At 42.1% G+C, this 17,657-nt stretch carries 17 protein-coding genes; 8 read left to right on the top strand and 9 right to left on the bottom strand.

Translation table 11 applies throughout. From position 1 onward, the window contains the following. Positions 1–31 precede the first annotated feature (31 nt). From QXL29_04120 to feoB, 3 genes are all read right to left on the bottom strand, one after another. Positions 32–1,624 carry an amidohydrolase gene (locus tag QXL29_04120; GenBank protein ID MEM2283779.1) on the bottom strand — a complete coding sequence of 531 codons (1,593 nt, stop codon included), beginning with the start codon at positions 1,622–1,624 and terminating at the stop codon, positions 32–34. Positions 1,625–1,834: 210 nt separating this feature from the next. Next, complete coding sequence (locus QXL29_04115) at positions 1,835–2,602, bottom strand: ZIP family metal transporter (GenBank protein ID MEM2283778.1); 768 nt, start codon at positions 2,600–2,602, stop codon at positions 1,835–1,837. Between the two features lie 28 nt (positions 2,603–2,630). After that, the gene (gene feoB, locus QXL29_04110; GenBank protein MEM2283777.1) at positions 2,631–4,736 is read right to left on the bottom strand and encodes a ferrous iron transport protein B; all 2,106 of its coding nucleotides are present in this window, start codon (positions 4,734–4,736) and stop codon (positions 2,631–2,633) included. 159 nt (positions 4,737–4,895) lie between these two features. Here feoB and QXL29_04105 point away from each other — a divergent pair, with 159 nt between their 5' ends. Next, on the top strand, positions 4,896–6,053 hold the full coding sequence (locus QXL29_04105) for an MFS transporter (protein MEM2283776.1): 1,158 nt from the start codon (positions 4,896–4,898) through the stop codon (positions 6,051–6,053). A gap of 24 nt (positions 6,054–6,077) precedes the next feature. Here QXL29_04105 and QXL29_04100 read toward each other — a convergent pair whose 3' ends face one another. Further along, positions 6,078–7,073, bottom strand: coding sequence for a histidinol-phosphate transaminase (locus tag QXL29_04100; protein ID MEM2283775.1), 996 nt, complete (start codon positions 7,071–7,073; stop codon positions 6,078–6,080). A 99-nt stretch (positions 7,074–7,172) separates the two neighbouring features. On the opposite strand from QXL29_04100, the gene QXL29_04095 reads away from it, so the two are divergent. The 4 genes from QXL29_04095 to QXL29_04080 all read left to right on the top strand — a co-directional run bounded on the left by QXL29_04095 (position 7,173) and on the right by QXL29_04080 (position 9,523). Next, positions 7,173–8,192 carry an inorganic phosphate transporter gene (locus QXL29_04095; GenBank protein MEM2283774.1) on the top strand — a complete coding sequence of 340 codons (1,020 nt, stop codon included), beginning with the start codon at positions 7,173–7,175 and terminating at the stop codon, positions 8,190–8,192. After that, positions 8,189–8,851 carry a DUF47 family protein gene (locus QXL29_04090; protein MEM2283773.1) on the top strand — a complete coding sequence of 221 codons (663 nt, stop codon included), beginning with the start codon at positions 8,189–8,191 and terminating at the stop codon, positions 8,849–8,851. Before QXL29_04095 ends, QXL29_04090 begins: the two co-directional genes overlap by 4 nt. A 68-nt stretch (positions 8,852–8,919) precedes the next feature. Further along, positions 8,920–9,261, top strand: coding sequence for a cupin domain-containing protein (locus tag QXL29_04085; protein ID MEM2283772.1), 342 nt, complete (start codon positions 8,920–8,922; stop codon positions 9,259–9,261). Positions 9,262–9,292: 31 nt separating this feature from the next. Beyond that, positions 9,293–9,523 carry a hypothetical protein gene (locus tag QXL29_04080; GenBank protein MEM2283771.1) on the top strand — a complete coding sequence of 77 codons (231 nt, stop codon included), beginning with the start codon at positions 9,293–9,295 and terminating at the stop codon, positions 9,521–9,523. 9 nt (positions 9,524–9,532) lie between these two features. Here QXL29_04080 and QXL29_04075 read toward each other — a convergent pair whose 3' ends face one another. From QXL29_04075 to QXL29_04065, 3 genes are all read right to left on the bottom strand, one after another. Beyond that, positions 9,533–9,763: a MoaD/ThiS family protein gene (locus QXL29_04075; protein ID MEM2283770.1), complete on the bottom strand. Its 231-nt coding sequence runs from the start codon at positions 9,761–9,763 to the stop codon at positions 9,533–9,535. Positions 9,764–10,114: 351 nt separating this feature from the next. Next, complete coding sequence (for, locus tag QXL29_04070) at positions 10,115–11,980, bottom strand: tungsten-containing formaldehyde ferredoxin oxidoreductase (GenBank protein ID MEM2283769.1); 1,866 nt, start codon at positions 11,978–11,980, stop codon at positions 10,115–10,117. Between the two features lie 66 nt (positions 11,981–12,046). Next, positions 12,047–12,934, bottom strand: coding sequence for a PfkB family carbohydrate kinase (locus QXL29_04065; GenBank protein MEM2283768.1), 888 nt, complete (start codon positions 12,932–12,934; stop codon positions 12,047–12,049). A 101-nt stretch (positions 12,935–13,035) separates the two neighbouring features. Here QXL29_04065 and QXL29_04060 point away from each other — a divergent pair, with 101 nt between their 5' ends. Further along, a complete protein-coding gene (locus QXL29_04060) occupies positions 13,036–14,268 on the top strand; it encodes a DUF401 family protein (protein ID MEM2283767.1) in 1,233 nt (410 codons plus the stop codon). A gap of 115 nt (positions 14,269–14,383) precedes the next feature. On the opposite strand, the gene QXL29_04055 is transcribed toward QXL29_04060, so the two are convergent. Beyond that, positions 14,384–14,878: a ferritin gene (locus tag QXL29_04055; protein MEM2283766.1), complete on the bottom strand. Its 495-nt coding sequence runs from the start codon at positions 14,876–14,878 to the stop codon at positions 14,384–14,386. Between the two features lie 118 nt (positions 14,879–14,996). Between QXL29_04055 and QXL29_04050 the strand changes: the two genes are divergently transcribed. Further along, a complete protein-coding gene (locus QXL29_04050) occupies positions 14,997–15,863 on the top strand; it encodes an N-glycosylase/DNA lyase (protein ID MEM2283765.1) in 867 nt (288 codons plus the stop codon). Between the two features lie 188 nt (positions 15,864–16,051). Continuing rightward, positions 16,052–17,335 carry a phosphopyruvate hydratase gene (gene eno, locus QXL29_04045; protein MEM2283764.1) on the top strand — a complete coding sequence of 428 codons (1,284 nt, stop codon included), beginning with the start codon at positions 16,052–16,054 and terminating at the stop codon, positions 17,333–17,335. A gap of 49 nt (positions 17,336–17,384) precedes the next feature. Here eno and QXL29_04040 read toward each other — a convergent pair whose 3' ends face one another. Further along, a complete protein-coding gene (locus QXL29_04040) occupies positions 17,385–17,633 on the bottom strand; it encodes a hypothetical protein (protein ID MEM2283763.1) in 249 nt (82 codons plus the stop codon). Positions 17,634–17,657: the final 24 nt, after the last annotated feature.

Genomic DNA, 17,657 nt, shown 5'->3' with positions numbered 1-17,657 from the left:
TCACTCCCTCAGGGCGTGAAGCAAGGGTCAATCAAGCACGTTCGTATACCTTTACACCACCGACGTAAGTTGCTAGGACCTTGATTTCCCGTAACGTCTTCTCGTCTACGGCATAAGGATCTTTATCTACTACTATGAAGTCAGCGAACTTGCCTGCCTCCAGAGTTCCTATATTGTTTTCTTCTCCTAGAACGTAGGCTGAGCCCTGAGTATATGAACTTAAGACCTCAGTAAGTGATAGTTTCTCGTGAGGAGTATACTTAAAGAGATCTATGCCCTCATACTCGCCTCTCGTTATAGCAGCATAGACAGTCTCCCAAGGGTTTAAGGGCTCTACAGGAGAATCTGTGCTAACTCCCAACCGAATTCCTGACCTAATTAGAGTCTTGAAAGGATAAACCCAAGTAGCCCTCGATTCACCGAGTCTTTTAAGCACCCACCAATCTGTTACGACAAAATGCGGCTGAATAACTAAAGGGATACCCAACCCCCCGACCTTACTAATCTGGTCGGGTCTTACCACAGACGCGTGTTCGATCCTGTGCCTAAACTCATGCAAATCTCGAATTTTTGAGTACGCCTGTAAGACTAAGTCTATAGCCGCATCCCCTATAGCGTGTATGGCTAATTGAAGACCTGCATCATGAACCTCGCAAACTAACTTCTCAAGAGTTTTCTCGTCTATGAGTTGAGAGCCGCGCGTGGCTGGCGCATCATTATAAGGTTCCGTAAGCCATGCTGTCCTAGCTCCTAAAGATCCGTCAACAAACATTTTAATACCACGTATTTTTAGATAGTCATCTCCGAATCCACTTCTTATCCCTAATTTCTTGAGAGCTAGTAAGATTTCATTATTTTTACCTGGATTAAGATAAGCTCTAACTCTAACTGATAACTTGCCCTCATTTCTGAGTTCTCCAAGCACTCTGAGTGCTACATCATCAACACTTACGAAGCCTACCGTAGTCACCCCGAAAGAGGCTGCATACTTGATAGCATCTTCTAAAAATTTCTTATGGTCTTCTAGTGTCAAAGATTCTCTGAATTTTCTTTTAGCTACCTCAAGAGCTTCTTCCTTAACAACCCCTGTTGCTTCCCCTCTCTCATTTCTCAATACGTGGGGTGAGTCACTACTTATGAGTCCCGTGATCTCCATAGCCTTAGTGTTTAATACTGCAGCATGCCCGCAAACGCGAGTTAATAATGCGGGCTTATCACTAACTACCTCGTCTAGGTCCCAGCGCGTGGGCCATCTACCCTCCATAAAGAGTTCTTGGTCCCATCCATGCCCGAAAACCCATGAAGTAGCGTTTCTAACAGACTTCTTAACTCTATCTTTAAGTTCTTTGATGCTTCTAACATCTCTCAAATCAATAGTATTCAAGTACATCCCAATCCCATCTAGGTGTACGTGAGCATCTACAAAGCCGGGCAAGACTACCTTACCTTCTAAATCAATTAAATCACATTCAAGCAACTCACTAATCAGTAAAGTACTTGACTTGCTACCTGCAAAAACGACTCTGTCACCAGCCACCACTAAAGATTCAGAAGTTCTTAACGGCTCATACGAGAGGTATATCTTACCATTAATTAACGCAAAACATCCTCTCAAACAGATCACTCAATTCATAAAATGCCGTCTCAGTAATAAAGTTAAAAATGAAACACTAAATCAAATCTACACCCAAGTTATTTTCAGTTAGGGTTTCCAAGACTCACGGAAGTTCGCGGAGGAATTCGTAGCAGACTGCTCTGGATCGAGATAACTTAGAGCAGGAAACGATTTAGTCGAGTGCTTAAGACTTGAAATTGTAGGTATTCTATGCTAATGTTAACTTAGCATCGTGTCTAACCATAACATCGTTATGAAACCTGAAAGAAACCCAAGCGTAGAGAGCCACTCATGTCCGTGTCTGTGTGTTTCCGGAATTACTTCATGACTGACTATGTAAATCATTGACCCGCCGGCAAGTGATAATGTAAAAACTAGTAAGCTTTCTGACGTAGAAGACAATAATGCAGCTATTACTGCCATTAGAGTTTCACTCAAGCCACTCAATACTGAAATCCCTAAAGCCCTCTTCTTACTCTTTCCAGCTATAGCTATCGGGAAAGAAACTGCAAAACCTTCTGGTATGTCTTGAACTCCTATGGCTAAAGCCATCGCAAGTCCTGCTGGGAAGCTAATTCCAGACGAGCTACCTACAGCCAAGCCCTCAGGCAGATTATGTATTAAGATAGCCATTACCATAAGCCATACACGCCTCATCCTGGACTTCAAGTGTGAAGGACCCTCATAACCTTTCAGTAAGTGTTCGTGCGGTATGCTTTTGTCTAGTACAACCACGAGCCCTACACCAGCTAAAAAACCTAGTGTGACTAAGGAGGCTCCGCCTAACTCAACAGCAGGCAGTAAAAGACTAGTAAAAGAAGCTACTACCATGATTCCGGCACTAAATCCTAAACCTATGTCTAAGTGTTTTTCAGAGCCCTTAACACCAATAAGTCCTATAATCCCGCCCAAAGAGGTTAGGGAAGCAGGAATTAATCCAAGTAGTAAAGCCCTCACAATTAAGTTCTCGAGAAACCCGCCGAACACATCCTAACACCTCTAATAGGAGTTTGATTCACACAATAAGTAGTATCCGGTAGGTCATCAACGAGACAATTAAGGCGATTAAAACTAAATATGCTGTCACGCCTAGAGTGAATCTTAAACTTTTACTTTCTCTATATATAGTAGCTACTGTAGCTAAGCAAGGAACGTAAAACATCATGAACACCAATAATGAGACCCCCTGAGCAATGTCAAGACCTAAAGACTTTAACGCTTCCTCCTCAGCTAATCCGGTTAGCTGAGAAACAGAAGCTATTAAGCCTTCTTTAGCTATGAACCCATAAACTAATGCGTAACCTACCATCCAGGAATTCTCGTTCTTTACACCGTACAATATCTCGAGAACCCGACCTAAATAAGAACCTGCTATAGCGCCATAAGAACTTTCCGGCGAGCTAACATATCCTGTAGGTCCATAAGATAGTAGCACCCAGCTAAGCATTGAGAGAGTGAAAATTATTAGGCCTGCTTTATAGAGAAAATGTTTAGCGTTGCTCCAAGAACTCCACCAAATAACTTTAAGGCTCGGCCTATGTATCATAGGCAACTCCATAATTAGTTCTGGAGACTCTTTAACGTTACTTAAAAACCTTACTAACTTAGCTGTAAGCAGATATAGAATTATTGACAGAATATAGAGTACTGCCATCGCGAATGCTTGAATAAATACATCACCAGGGAATAACACCCTAGTAAAGTAAAGCAGAACAATTAGTCTTGCTTGACATATTATGAATGGTGCTGAGGCTATTACTTCACGTCTTTCAGCTTCGTCTACGGAGATCCTAGACTGATAGACTGCCGGAACGTTACAGCCAAACCCTATGACTAGCGGGTATAGGGCTCTTCCAGACAATCCAAAAAACTTGAAGAAATTGTGTAGGGAAGCAACCATTCTAGGACCCAAACCACTATCCTCAAGTATTGAGAGAAACATCGAGACAAGTAATATTAAAGGCAGGAAACTCAATACAGCACCAAGACCCCCTAATATGCCGTCAGCTACTAAAGAGGCTAGTTCTTTGCTTAGGTCTGCTAACATTGCCCGAGCGGCTTCACCTATAAGAACAAAGGTACTTTCGAGCAATCCTGATAGGCTGTAAGTCTCTAATATGCTGGCTACAGCCTCAAAACCTAAGTATCTGAGGAAATACGTGAGAGGAAAGCCTGTATTCAACGTAAAGGCCGCAGCAAACGTAGCGAATATAGTTAAGACCGAGGTCAGAGGACCCAACAACGAATGTAAGTAAATTTTATCGATTAAGGCTGTAATACGCGGTCTCACTTTTACTCTAACTACAGTTTCTCTAACTATCTTTGACGCGTACTCATATCTCTCTAGGATAGCTAGTTCTTCAGGTGTTCTCTCAGTAGCTTTCCTGAATTCCTCTCGCAACTTTTCACTTTTTTCTATAATGTCTGGTCTATCCCTAATTATATTAACTACATCTTGATCTCCTTCTAAAAGTCTGAGAGCTACAAACCTCTTAGGTAATTTGCCTATCACGCGGTCATCGATGAGTCCCATTAACTCATTCACATAGCTATCGAGTAAGCCGTAATCAATTTTGAGTGGACTGCTCTTAACTCTGCCTTCAGCTACACCAACTAGAGTACTTAGAACCTCTCTAATTCCTTCACCAGTAATCGACGAAATAGGGATTACTGGGAAGCCTAATCTAGAACTAAGCTTCTCTGTATCTATGTGTAGACCTGCCTTATGTGTCGCGTCCCACTTAGTCAAAGCTATCACTAACTTGTTAGTCATTTCACCAATCTGTATTGGTAGATAAATAGATCTCTCAGGAATCAATGAATCTGTTAAAACTAAAATAACATCCCAATCACTAGAAATTAAGAAATTCTTAGTTATTTTTTCCTCGAGCGACGTAGGAGATAAGCCGTAAATACCTGGCAAATCAACTAAGCACAAAACCTTACCCTCAAAAGCAACTATCCCGACTTTTTGCTCTACTGTAGTGCCAGGCCAATTAGCCACGCGAACTAGCTCGCCAGTAACTTGCGTAAAAAACGTTGACTTGCCGACAGAGGGCTGTCCGACAACAGCTACTACATAGTCGCATATCTTATCTCCAAATTTCCTCAACTCACACACCCTGAGAAATTCTTTAAAAACTTAATAAATGTTAGACTAATCTAAATTTCATGAAAGGAACACACAACAATTATTAAATTTTAATTAAATTTTTTATTCTTACTATGTAATGAGGTGTGTTAAGCACTGACTTTAACTTCGAGTACTGCGGGTAAAGGTTTGAGTACCTGGAGGATGATGTATTCTTTAGGAGCTATCTTAAGTAGTCTTACTTGGGGGCTTTACTTCTCTTTCACTAGGCGTTACATAGGTGTTGAATTAGGTGGTGGTCTTCAAGCGATAATGCTTATCACAGGTCTTGAGTGGGGGTTTACGTTATTTGCTGTGGTGGCAGGTAAGCTGGTTAAGCATGTAGGAGATAAAAACTTGGTTTTGCTAGGTATTAGCGGTACTATTCCTTTCTTGCTAGCTTTAAGTAGTCAGGAACCATTAACTCTTTCTATAATCTTGAGTTTCTCTGCTCTTTCTTGGGCTCTCTCATGGCCTTCAATACTTACGACAGTTTTTAGCAGTTCTAGTATTAGTCCCGGCAGAGCGTACAGCTACTTTACTGTAGGGACTGGAGTAGGGTATAGTTTGGGGTCCTCTATTATGGGGCTCTTTTACAGTATCGTAGGTCCTGAAGGACTCTTCATAATCATAGCAGTCACTTATTTCTTAACATACTTGATATTCATCGTGTTCTTCCCTAAGGAGACTACTCAGGCCGAGCTCAAAGTAAGCGAGTCAAGTACTTCAGACTGGGGTCTTAGGAGGTTCTTAATAGTTTTGTTGGCTCTCTCACTTACAGTGTTCTCTAGAGAGTTGCTTTATGTTGTAGCGCCTTCTAAGCTAAGTCTAGAACTTGAGAATATCTTAGATACTTCCTCTGAGTGGTTAGAGTACCTACTATTCGGAATTGTTTACGGGGGTTTCACAGCTCTCCTTTCTATTCCTGCAAGAATAGCCGCAGGAAGGCTAACAGATAAGTACAACCCGTTAACGCTCTTCTCTATGACAACACTGGCATACATGCTTGTTTACTGGGCGCTCGTTAAGTCTGAAGGCTTACTAACTCTACTCATCTGGCAAATACCTCTCTACCCATTCCTAGACACAGCTATTAACACATACATAGCGAAACAAATACCTAAAGAAGTCATGACTGCGGGTTTTGGCGTAACCATATTCTTTAACGCTTTAGGTGGGCTAATGTTGCTGCCTCTGCTGGCGAATCCCGGCTTAGACACGGATTTCTTAGGGTACGTAGTAACAATAGCAACGACATTATCTATACTTTTAGTCTCAGTAAATTACGTTCTGAAACCAACCCAATAATCCGGAGAGCTTACAAGCATTATTTTAACTACTGAGGATCTCCAGCAATTTCTTAATGAATAAGTTCATTTCTTCAGGTCTGCCTACAGTGACTCTGAAGCAACTCCCAAATTCTTTAAGTCTTTCTATGTTTTCTAGACACAAGGTCAGAATTCCATCCTTCTTAAGAAGCTCCCAATATTTTCTGCAAGGCTTGCCTAAATCAATGAAAAGAAAGTTAGTTCTGCTCTCTACGACCTTTATGCCTGCATCAATAAGTGCTTTCTTGACCCCCTCTCTAGTCTCAATAATCTTACTAACTACTTCTTTCATGTAATAAGGGTCTCTAAGCGCCCCTAACGCTGCGGCTTGAGTAGTTATGGGTACCTCATATCCTACTCTGAGGCTATTTAAAACCTTCTTCATCTTCTCACTAGTGATTATGTACCCGAACCTAGCTCCAGCTAAGCTAAACGCTTTAGAGACTGTTCTTATGATCACCACATTATCATATTCCATGACTAAGTCTTTGAATGTCAGCCCAGAAAACTCGTAGTAAGCTTCATCTATGAAGACCGTCTTAGCTCTCTTAGCAACCTTCTTCAGTACTTCAGGGTCTTCTAGGAGAATATTGCTTGTAGGGTTGTTAGGGTTTATTAAGTAGACTACGTGCCCCTCAGATACTTCTATAAGCCTACTTATGTCTAAAGTAAAGTCTTCCTTGCTTAACTCTACGTAAGCGTGTCGGATACTATAATTATCTACTAGGTTGTACATGACGTGAAATGTTGGATGAGTTAATATGAGTCCTGAGTCAGTAATCTTGGCGTAAGTCAGCATGATGGCTAGTATCGGTGATGAACCAGCGAACACCTCAATAAACTTCTCGTCAATGCCTGCATAACTGCTTAACTCGTTGAGTAGCTCTTCATATAATTGCTCAACGTGATATAAGTTCAGGAGATTACTGTATTTATTGATGTACTCAAGTGAAGTCTTTGAAGGAGGGTATGGTGATTCATTCATGTGAAGTCTCAGCATTTTGCGGTCCCCTAATACGATTACTCGACTTGCTATATTAGCTTTAATAATTAACTTAACAACTTATTTTGCCTCTCTCGTAATTTTTGTAGGGCTAGCTTGAATGATTTGCTGCTCTTTATAGGCCTTACTACTGCCGCATGCCTGGCCTGGTCTATAGGAGCTAACGATATGGCTAACTCTACTAGCGTCCTCGTCGGCTCCGGCACACTTAAGTTTAGACAAGCATTCATTCTTTTCCTGATTTTCCAGTTGCTAGGTGCTTTACTGCAGGGTTATATGGTTATGAAGACTCTTGGTAAAGGGATAGTGTCAAACATCGAGATCATAGGAGCAATCTCTGCTTCAGCATCAGCTTTTCTGTGGATAACTATAGCTACGTTAATTGGTGCCCCAATATCGACTACACACAGTATTACAGGTGCTGTAGTAGGTGTAGGACTAAGCTACATGCTTTTTGGTTTTCAAGAAACAATGATTAATTACCAAAGAATTAGAGACATAATAATTAGTTGGATGATCTCACCTATAGCGTCTATGGTTTTAGCGATACCGATGTATAGAGCTACAAAAAGTTTAGGAACAAGTAACAATAGTAGAACCTACAAGTTATTATTACTCGGCTTCGCGGCTTTCGCGGCTTATTCTTTTGGAGCTAATGACGTAGCTAACGCTACAGGTGTCTACATAACGGTCACTTCAAGCAGTTTTGGGATACCTGATGAGGAGAGCATGAGGTTTCTGGCTCTCCTAGCCTCAGTCTTCATAGCCTTAGGAGGTCTCACAATCGGTTATAAAGTCGTTACTACGCTGGCGTATAAAGTAACTAGGCTAGACCTTAATATGGCTCTAGCCGCGGGATTCGCTAACGCTCTTACTGTCTGGGTCTTCACTACCATACCCTACATACTTTTCGGTTATGGTCTGCCAATATCGACTACCTACGTAGCTGCAGGCTCTATAATAGGTGTTGGTGTGGCTAAGAGTGGGTGGCGGGGTGTCAACTTAAAGACCGTGATATTCATAGTGACTTCATGGCTTCTCACATTACCCATAACTTCAGGACTTAGTATCGCTATTTATTACGTGCTAACTTATATTGTAGGGGTGAGAGCATGACCCTCTGGTCCTGGATCTCGAGAAGGAGACAATGGGACGTTATTAGATTCTATATCGAGCACGTAGACAAGATCATCGAGGTAGTTGACCACGCCAAGAAAATGATAGAACTTTTCCTAACAAAAGATCTTGAAGGCATAAAAGATGAGTGGCATAAGGTCTTCAAATATGAGAAAGAAGCTGATGAAGTAAAAAGAAAAATACTTTCAGAATTATCTAAGGAAATATTCCACCCTATTGACAGAGAAGAACTCGTTAGACTTGTTTTAACATCTGATGACGTAGCAGCTTACGCGAAGGGCTGGAGCAGGAGACTATCACTAATAGAACCAACAAACCTACCTGAAAACATACTCAATAGACTGCGTGAGATGGCCGAGAATGTTCATAAATCAACACTACTTATGAAGAACGCGGCAGAAAAACTCCTAGTTAACCCTAAAGAAGTCCTCAGCATATCTAACGAGATAGAGAGGCTCGAAGAAGAAACGGATGATATAAGGCATGAAGTATTTAAGGAGATCCTAAACTACTGCGAAGAATCAAAGATATCACAATGTCTGATGTTAAAGGAAGTAATGGACTCTATAGAGAATTCTGCTGATAAGTGTGAGGACGTGGCAGACACTCTTAGAAGCATAGCGCTACTCTCCATATAATGAGTAGGGCTACTCAGACAAGAAACACTTCGTATTAAGCTTAAATACGTAGAACGGACGTCTATTATGTGAGAACCTTGAAGCATGTCTCAAGACTTCAGGTAGAACCTCAAGAACCAGTAAAGGGAGTGAAAAGATGGGTTCTAGCTTACGGAGACAAAGTAATGTTAGTTTACTTCGAGATAGATGAAGGTGCTAGATTCCCTATGCATTCACACATTCATGAGCAAGCAGGATACATAATAAAAGGCAGGATGGTATTTAAAACACCGAGTAAGGAACTCATAGTGTCTGAGGGAGAGTCATACGTCTTTGAATCTAACGAGCCTCACGAGGTCTATAACCCAGGTCCGGGGAAAACCATAATAATAGAGGTTTTCTCTCCGCCAAGGGAAGACTTCCTCAAATAAATAATGACAGCTTAGAAGATGATGAGAAGACTTGATTAAGCGTAATAGGAAGTCTAGGGTCTTAGTTTTGAAAGAACGAAAAATAGTTATTATTTTCTGCCCTAGAATCTCTCGGTGCAGAATAACTAAATGCGGTACACAGAAAACATACGAAAAAGAAGGGTTCAATACTTTTTGCGTAAGCATGAACGACTATAACGAAGAAAAAGCCATCTCCTCGTTTGAGGAGCTTGTGAAGAAGGTCAAGAACCTAGGCTCATAACTTCTCTAGCTAACCACCACTAAGAACTGGAAGCACTTTAACCTCGTCGTCGCCACTCACCAGAGTTTCTTCTCCTGACGGCTTCCCATTAATTAGTATTATCTTTGTCTCGAATTCTTCGTATCTTGGTATTATGTTCTTCAGTAATTCACTTACGGGTGTAGGTTCATTCACTTCTACGTAGACCTCATCTTGGCCGGCCAAATGAGCAAAAACTCCATGAAGTCTCAACCTAACCACTCTATCATTCCCAAAATACTTGAGGTCCGAAACTTAATTAAGGATAAAAATCAGGGTTTGGGTTTCATGTTTGTTGTCGACCCTTGGCTTCATTGACCTCAGGCCTCCTTTCATTGGAAGCCTTATCATCGGTCTCCACTCCTTCAGGGTAACCTCACCCACGGCTCACCCTCATTTGGCTCATAGCTGTGGGGAAACCCCCACATACTGGCTTTAGACACCCCACCCACTCGAGTCTTCACCACACACCCACATCGTGAGCGAGCTCAACCCACAATAAAATAACCTACATCAACCCCTTACAAACCTTTATAAAAACCAAAACAGTTGCACTAGGCAGGTATACCAGTGTTACTCTAGTGTGACGTGTTTTTCTAGCTCGGGCACTACATACTCAAGACTTAACTTCTTTAATGTTTCTTTTTTAGGTATTCCTCTCTCGTCCCAGCCTCTTAACTTATAATACTCACTAAGTAATGCGTCGTACTTGTCTTTATCCAGATGTTGTCCTCTTAGAGGCCCCTTCTTAAGTCCCTCACTAAACCACCTGATAGGCGGGTAATCCATAGTTCTATCCCATCTCCCATTAAATTCCCTAACCCAGTACGCTCTTATTAAGGTGTAGATCCTGTCAGCTACTCTGTAGAGGTCTTCCCAAGTGTATTTCACTCCCGTTATTGCTTCTAGGAGCTTCGGATAATACTCTATGCTCAGTCCTACCTCAACCCAGGGCAACCTACAAGCAGTGAGTACCTCGTACATGCCTCCCCTCAACCTCTGTAGCTCTACTACCTTAGCTGCTTTCTCGGGGCCGTAAGTCACTCTATACTCCACGCTCTTTCTCTTCTCACCTTCTATTGGTGCTGTGCCTATCTCCCAGGCAATAACCCAGGCTTCCTTATGATGAGCGCCTATAGAGGAGGTCCCGTAAGCTAATGCCATAGCAGGGTATGCGAAGCAGTTGTAGCCGCTGACTTCAAGACCTTTGACGTGCATGGCGAACTCCTTACCACCTAAAGACTCACTTAATCTCATGACACCCTCGGCTGCGAGCCTACCTAGCTCAGTCTTCTTGTATGCTATGTTAATCACGAATTCTCTCGCTTTCTTGAAATCACCGAATTCTGGGGCTTCGTCATCTTTTATTAACTTCTTTTCCTTTGCTTCCATAACGAAACCTATGACCCCACCTAGAGATATAGTGTCTAGCCCTAACTCATCAGCTAGTCTATTAAGCACGGCCACCTCATTCAGTTTGCCTATGCCTAGGTTAGAGCCTAACAACGCCACGTTCTCGTAATCAAGCTCGCTCTCCCTAGCTTCAGCATCTAAGACTACGTTACCGCATATCATGTTGCAGTAGGGACACCCTCTCTGACCGACCTTCATACCTTCCATCGTGTACCCATCAATGCTTCTGGAGAACTCGAATATCCCATCACTAAAGTTCCTGACGGGTAGCGCTGAGTTCTCGTTACACCACTCAACAGCAGCCATGGTTCCCTGCCTGCGCCAGAATGTGTAGGCAGGCGAGTCTAGTATGGCTCTGTAAGCTTCTTGCGAGAGCTTAGTTAAAACTTCCTTGTCGGCGACAGGTATCTCCTTAGTTCCTCTCACGACGACTGCCTTAAGTTTTTTACTACCCATCACAGCACCCATGCCTGGTCTGCCGCCAGACCTACCCTCCTGAGATATCACGACCGCATATCTAACTAGATTCTCTCCACCAGGACCTATACTCAGAATTCCTACGTCTCTACCGTGAGTCTCCTTAAGTATTTTTTCAGCGTCGAATGTAGTCTTACCCCACAGACCCTCAGCACTCAGTATACTCACGTTATCGTTTTCTATGTAGATATAGACGGGCTTCTTAGCAGCACCCTCAACAACTAGGGCGTCATATCCTGCCTTCCTTAAATGAACGCTAGCCATGGTGCCTAAGTTGCCGTCGCCGTAGCCGCCTGTCAAAGGACTCTTAGATGCTACGACCATCTTGCCTCCACTAGGTGTTGGGAGCCCGTTAAAGGGTCCGCACGCGAATATCAACTTATTATCAGGACTTAAAGGATCGACTCCCCTAACCTCATCCCACAATATCTTGGCAGCTAATCCTCTACCCCCTATAAAGTTGAGTGCATCCTCCTGAGGGTATTCATGAACCTTAATAGTACCACTACTTAAGTTAACTCTTAATATCTTACCCCACCAACCCTTCACAAAGAATCACCATAAAATACTTTCAAAGAACTAGATAAATATTTTCTGAAGCAACTGAAGATTAACTCAGAAACACGGCTCCTCAAAGACTACTTGAGGCAAGTAACGTTCGAGGTCTTCCTCAGTGAACCACACATCAGAAGCTCTCCATACCTTGAGCGACGCACTCACGACTCCAGCTCTCACAGCATAGAAGAGGTCTTTCCCTCCAGCTGCGTAGTGCGCTACAGATGCGGTAAATACGTCTCCGGCTCCCACTTCGTCTACACTAACTACTTTAAGTGGAGTTGCTTTAAAACACTTACCATTAGAGAGCAAGTACACACCTAAAGAGTCCGTGGTTATAGCTACGGCCGTATTCCTCAACTTCTCTGATTTTACCAAGACCTCAATTATTTGATTAGTGTTACCTGAAAAACAAAACTCTCTAAGATTTCCGTGAGTGAAGTTTACTAAACTCATCAGGTCCAGTAAATCCTCACGCCAACGACACTCAATACCCTTACTAGTAGAAACTCTGACGAGACCTTGAATATCGAGAGCTTTAAACGCTGTAAGTTCCCTCAATGATCTTAGCAGGCTGACATACTCTTCAACATCTATTTCTCTGTAAACAGGTGCTAAAAATATGATGTCTGGTTTAATAATGTTTATTAGCTCTCTTGCTACTAGAGCTGGTATCCTGCACTCACTAACGAGAACATCAACTGCTTTGCCGTGTCTTATTATGAAGTGAGGGACTTTACCACACTTAACAACATGCAGAGAAATCCTTAAATTAGAGAAAGTCTCGTGGAAATAGCTCGACACGTTATCGTCTACCGTTGTCAAAACATGTGTCTCATCCCCTAAATACTTAGATAGTGTTAATCCTCCGTAATACGTGGAACCGCCAATCCTGGAAGTATCATCGAGCATGTCAATAGTTGTTGAGCCTATTATCAGTGCTTTCATGCTCGACCAACATTAATACTAAGTCTTAAGACTTAATTAGTATGTCTTGGTTATATTGAGTCGGTCTGGACAAAATGATGTGGGAATTCGTGGTCGTTACAGTGTCGTTAGTCACTCTCCTCACGCTGGTGAGACTCAGAATTAGTGTGGGCGTCGCGCTAGTGATAGAGGGCATACTTATAGTCATCTTAATGAACCCCTTATTACTACCTGACGTATTCTTACAAACCTTAACTAGTGACAGGACCTTATCTCTAGTTCTAGCCTCATTTTCTATCTCTTTATTAGTTGAGCTCTATAGCTCGACCCGCATGATTAATAAGCTGAGTGACGAGCTTCTAGGATATATTAGGAGACCTGTTCTGATAATAGCTATAGTGCCGGCTGTTATGGGTCTGCTACCTATTGCCGGAGGAGCATTAATGTCAGCGCCTGTGATAGCAAGCGTAGGAGCTGTTATAGGATTAAGCACTACCTTAATGTCCTTTCTTAACGTATGGTTCAGACACACGATATTCTTGGTATACCCAATGAGTCAAGTCCTAATGACAGCAGCAGCCTTAACAGGCCACTCTGTCATAGAGCTAGCAATGTATCAGGTACCTATAATGGTTTTGATGGTGCTGACGGGACTCTACGTAACTCGCAAAAACAGTAAGCAAGCTTCTGCACTAGAAGGTCTTATCCCTAGAAAATCTAGCTTAGGAGGATTACTGACTTTCTTATCTCCCATACTTGGCTCTATAATAGTAGCCTTGATAGCACGTCAAATATTAGACACACTAAATTACTACAGTGACTATAGCGTTTCCATCGGCGGCTTCTTCGGAGTTGCCCTAATCACTTATTTATCGTTTTCTAGAAGTGAGGAACACGTGAGTTCGAGTAAGTTCTTTATTGCTTTAAAGAGCGATAGAGTTATGAACATGGTTTTATCAAGTTTGGGAGCTATGCTGATATACTACGCTATGATAACTACTGGAATCTCAAGTTCTATAGGTTCTGCAGTAAGTAGCATTAAGTTTCCTGTAGTGATGACAGAAGTGTTGCTACCGGGCTTCATGAGCTTAATATCAGGCTCCCCAATAGTTGGCGTGACTTCGTCAGTACCGTTACTAGCAGGTCTTAAAACGTTTAGTCTCGGCGACGCGTCTCTCATATATCTCTCGGCTTTCTTATTTTACGTTGCATCGCCAGTACACTTGTGTCTAGTTTTCACGGTACAATACTTTAGAGAAAGCCTATTCAAAGTCTATAAATATTTAATTCCAGCAATAATACTTACCTTCTCTGTAGCTATCTCATACTACTACATAATATTAACTCTCCATTAATAGATAAAGAAAACCAAATGTAGTGACAATTGACCTCCTCCCCCGTCCTGAGGATTGCGGGGAGGTTCAGAGCTACATCCCTGTCCTGAAAGACGAGGCTTTCAGTTATAAAATTTTATTTTCTTTCAGCTAGTTTAGCGTCGAGCATTAAAAGCGTGGGCTTATGATCTCCTATCATCTTAATCTTCGTTAAGAGATCGTTAGCACTACTTACTTCCTCTACTTGCTCATCTATAAACCATTTAAGGAAAGTCTCCACAGCTTTATTACCTTCCTCTCTTGCTACATCTATTAACTCATAAAATCTCTTGGTGTTCTCTACCTCGGCAACATAAAAGTCCTCAATAGCTTCACTTACAGCCCCCCATGAAGTCTTTGGTTGAGGAATTTCTGATAAGACTACCTTACCACCAGCATCATAGATAAACTCGTAGATCTTCATGGCATGGCCTAACTCTTCTCTAGCTTGAACCCTAAAATAGTGCGCGAAGCCCTTCAAACCTAAGTCATCAAAATATGAAGACATCGAGAGATATAAGTATGCGTTCCTTAATTCCTGGTTTAATTGCTTGTTGAGTAACTCCTGTATTCTGGGACTCAGTAAAGACATGCTATCTCACCGAAATAATATTAGTAGTAGAAACCTTAAATACTCATCTTGAAAAACTAAATAATGAGCTAGAAAAACTTTAAAACCTCCTTGATACTTTTTCGGGGGAGAGGCTTTAGTGAGTATTTACTTAGTTAACGAAGAGAGAGTCAAGGCTGTAAGCACAGTTTTCAAGTCTCTAGGGCGCGATGGTTGCGAAGAATTTATACGTGTTGATCCTCAGTACGTATCTCTAAGTAGACTACAGAGCTCCTGCGGCGCGGTCTCCGTAGAGCTCGCCGCAATAAATGGTCTAGTTTCTTACATGCTAAACATGAAAGGTGAGGAATTCTGGAGTTTATTCGCAGACTTTATCACGAGTAAGTGTAGTGGGGTAAAAGACTTTAAGAAAACAGTAGAACTTGTTGAGGAATTTACGCGCAGATATAATAAGCTTTATTTAGATGCTAAAATAAGAAGACTGAATAAGGTTCTAAGATGTGCTGACGCGTTTGAGAGTTTGAAGAGAGGACAAATCAAAGAATACTTGAGTAGGCTGTCTCTATGTATTGACACAGAGAGAGAATCTAAAACCGTGGTTTTCTCTGCTAAGATGGCTTACTACACTCTTAGGTCTGCTGAAGTAAACGCAGACCTCACAAAAATATCAATACCTGTAGACAGGAGGGTCGCTTTAGTAACTCTTACATCAGGTCTTCTATCCCCTCTTAAGAAGAGTAAAAATACTCTTGAGAAATTAGAAAACTTGGCTAAAGAGCTGTTAAAACATCCCCAAAACGTTAGAGTAGTTTGGGATGCTGTTAGCGAAGAGTCTGGAATTCCAGCACTACTTATTGACACGCCGCTCTGGCTGATAGGAGGACGAATCAAGATGCTGAAAGCAGACGAAATAGTTAAGAGTCTGAGAAGATTAGGCTTGCTAGTCGATGAATTGCTCTTGACGCGTTTAGTTAACGAACTGACTTACGTGTTAAGAACTAGTTAGTTTCTTCTTTGGTCTACGCACGAGGTATTTTAAGTCTCATAAGCGTTTATACGTGAATTGCTTAAGTAATATCGTAAAGTGTTTAGGACTAAATAGAATGTTTCGCTATTAAGCATAAGTCATGAAAACACTCAATGTCTTAAGGTTTATTACGTTGTTACACACTTAAACATATAAGAGGTGTGTACATGGAGTTTGACATAACCTACGTTAAAGCTCTTCAGGTACTTGACTCAAGAGGTAATCCAACAGTAGAGGTAGTAGTGATTACTGAGGGGGGTGGATACGGGAGGTCAATAGCTCCTGCAGGAGCCTCTAGAGGCAAGAAAGAAGCCGTAGATCTTAGAGATGGAGGCACTAGATTTTTCGGGATGGGAGTCTCTAAAGCCGTAGAGGCTGTTAATAAGATACTGAGTTCAGTTTTAGTAGGACTCAATTCTTCTGACTACAGGCACGTTGACAAAAAGATATTAGAAGCTGACGGTACGCAGAATAAGTCGAGGATAGGCGGTAACGCCTGCGTAGCTACCTCATTAGCGAATATTAAGGCTGCGGCCGACACCATAGGCGTGCCCTTGTTCACCTTCATAGGGGGTTTTAAAGCAAGGCTCCTCCCAACACCACTCATGAACATAATTAACGGCGGTGCTCATGCAGGTAATGAACTGGCCTTCCAGGAATTCATGATAATACCTGTAGGAGCTGACAAGTTTAGCGAGGCTTTGAGGATAGGTGTCGAGGTTTACTGGAGTCTAAAGAAGTTCCTTAAAGAGAAGTACGGGCCTAGCGCTATCAACGTAGGTGATGAGGGGGGCTTCGCACCACCACTCAAGAAAGTTGAAGAAGCTCTGGAAGCACTCTCCGAAGCCGTTAAGCTAGCCGGGTACTCGTTAGGTAATGACGTGCTGATAGGGATAGACTCTGCCGCAAGCCAGTTTTATGACGAGAGAAGCAATAAGTATATAGTAGACAAGAAGTCACTAAGTACTGAAGAATTACTGAGTATGTATCTCGATCTCGCGACCAGATACCCTATAGCTTATCTTGAAGACCCATTCCATGAGGAATCACCGGCAGCTTTCGGCGAGTTACGCAAAAGCCTCAAAAGCAAGACTCTAGTAGTAGGTGATGACTTGACCGTAACACGAGAAGACCTAGTAACACAGTATCTTAGGGGAGGCGTCATAGACGGAGCAATAATTAAAGTTAATCAAGTAGGTACTTACTCAGAAGCCGAAGATTCTGTAAGAGCTCTCTTAAGCAACGGCGGTAAAGCCATAATCAGTCACAGGAGTGGAGAGACAGAAGATAACACAATAGCACATATCGCAGTAGGATTAGAGACGGGACTAATAAAAACAGGTGCTCCGGCTAGGGGGGAAAGAACAGCAAAGTATAACGAGCTTCTCAGGATTGAAGATTATTTAGGTGAGGAAGCATTATTTGCTGGCGCGAGGCCACTACTCAAGTAATAATCTCTTCAAGAATACTTAAAAGAACGTGATTAGTTTCATGCTATCCTTAAGGCATTATGATAGCAACTACTAGAAACACTATACCTAAACCTAGCATTATTAGTGAGAACTCCTTCACACGCATGCTGAAGAGAAGTTTACCTAGTCTTATTAAGCCGTACACAGCATATCCAACAGCTACTAAAATTATCAGGGTTACACCAATGACTGCTAGCACTGTAGTTAAACTACTTGTTCCTAAGTTCTGGAGAGGTGCGAATATATTATTTAATACTTCAAGTACTTCAGTCCCCAATCGCTTCACCAAGATAGACCTCAT

Origin of the sequence: Zestosphaera sp. (assembly GCA_038843015.1) — an archaeon.
In the GTDB taxonomy this organism is placed as follows: domain Archaea; phylum Thermoproteota; class Thermoprotei_A; order Sulfolobales; family NBVN01; genus Zestomicrobium.
The sequence above is the reverse complement of the archived record's forward strand: the minus strand, read 5'-3'. Positions and strand labels throughout refer to the sequence as shown.

Coding starts and splice junctions, on each gene's coding strand:
- QXL29_04100 (MEM2283775.1), bottom strand. CDS start 7,073: ATGCTGAGACTTCACATGAATGAATCACCATACCCTCCTTCAAAGACT.
- QXL29_04090 (MEM2283773.1), top strand. CDS start 8,189: ATGACCCTCTGGTCCTGGATCTCGAGAAGGAGACAATGGGACGTTATT.
- QXL29_04065 (MEM2283768.1), bottom strand. CDS start 12,934: ATGAAAGCACTGATAATAGGCTCAACAACTATTGACATGCTCGATGAT.
- QXL29_04055 (MEM2283766.1), bottom strand. CDS start 14,878: ATGTCTTTACTGAGTCCCAGAATACAGGAGTTACTCAACAAGCAATTA.
- eno (MEM2283764.1), top strand. CDS start 16,052: ATGGAGTTTGACATAACCTACGTTAAAGCTCTTCAGGTACTTGACTCA.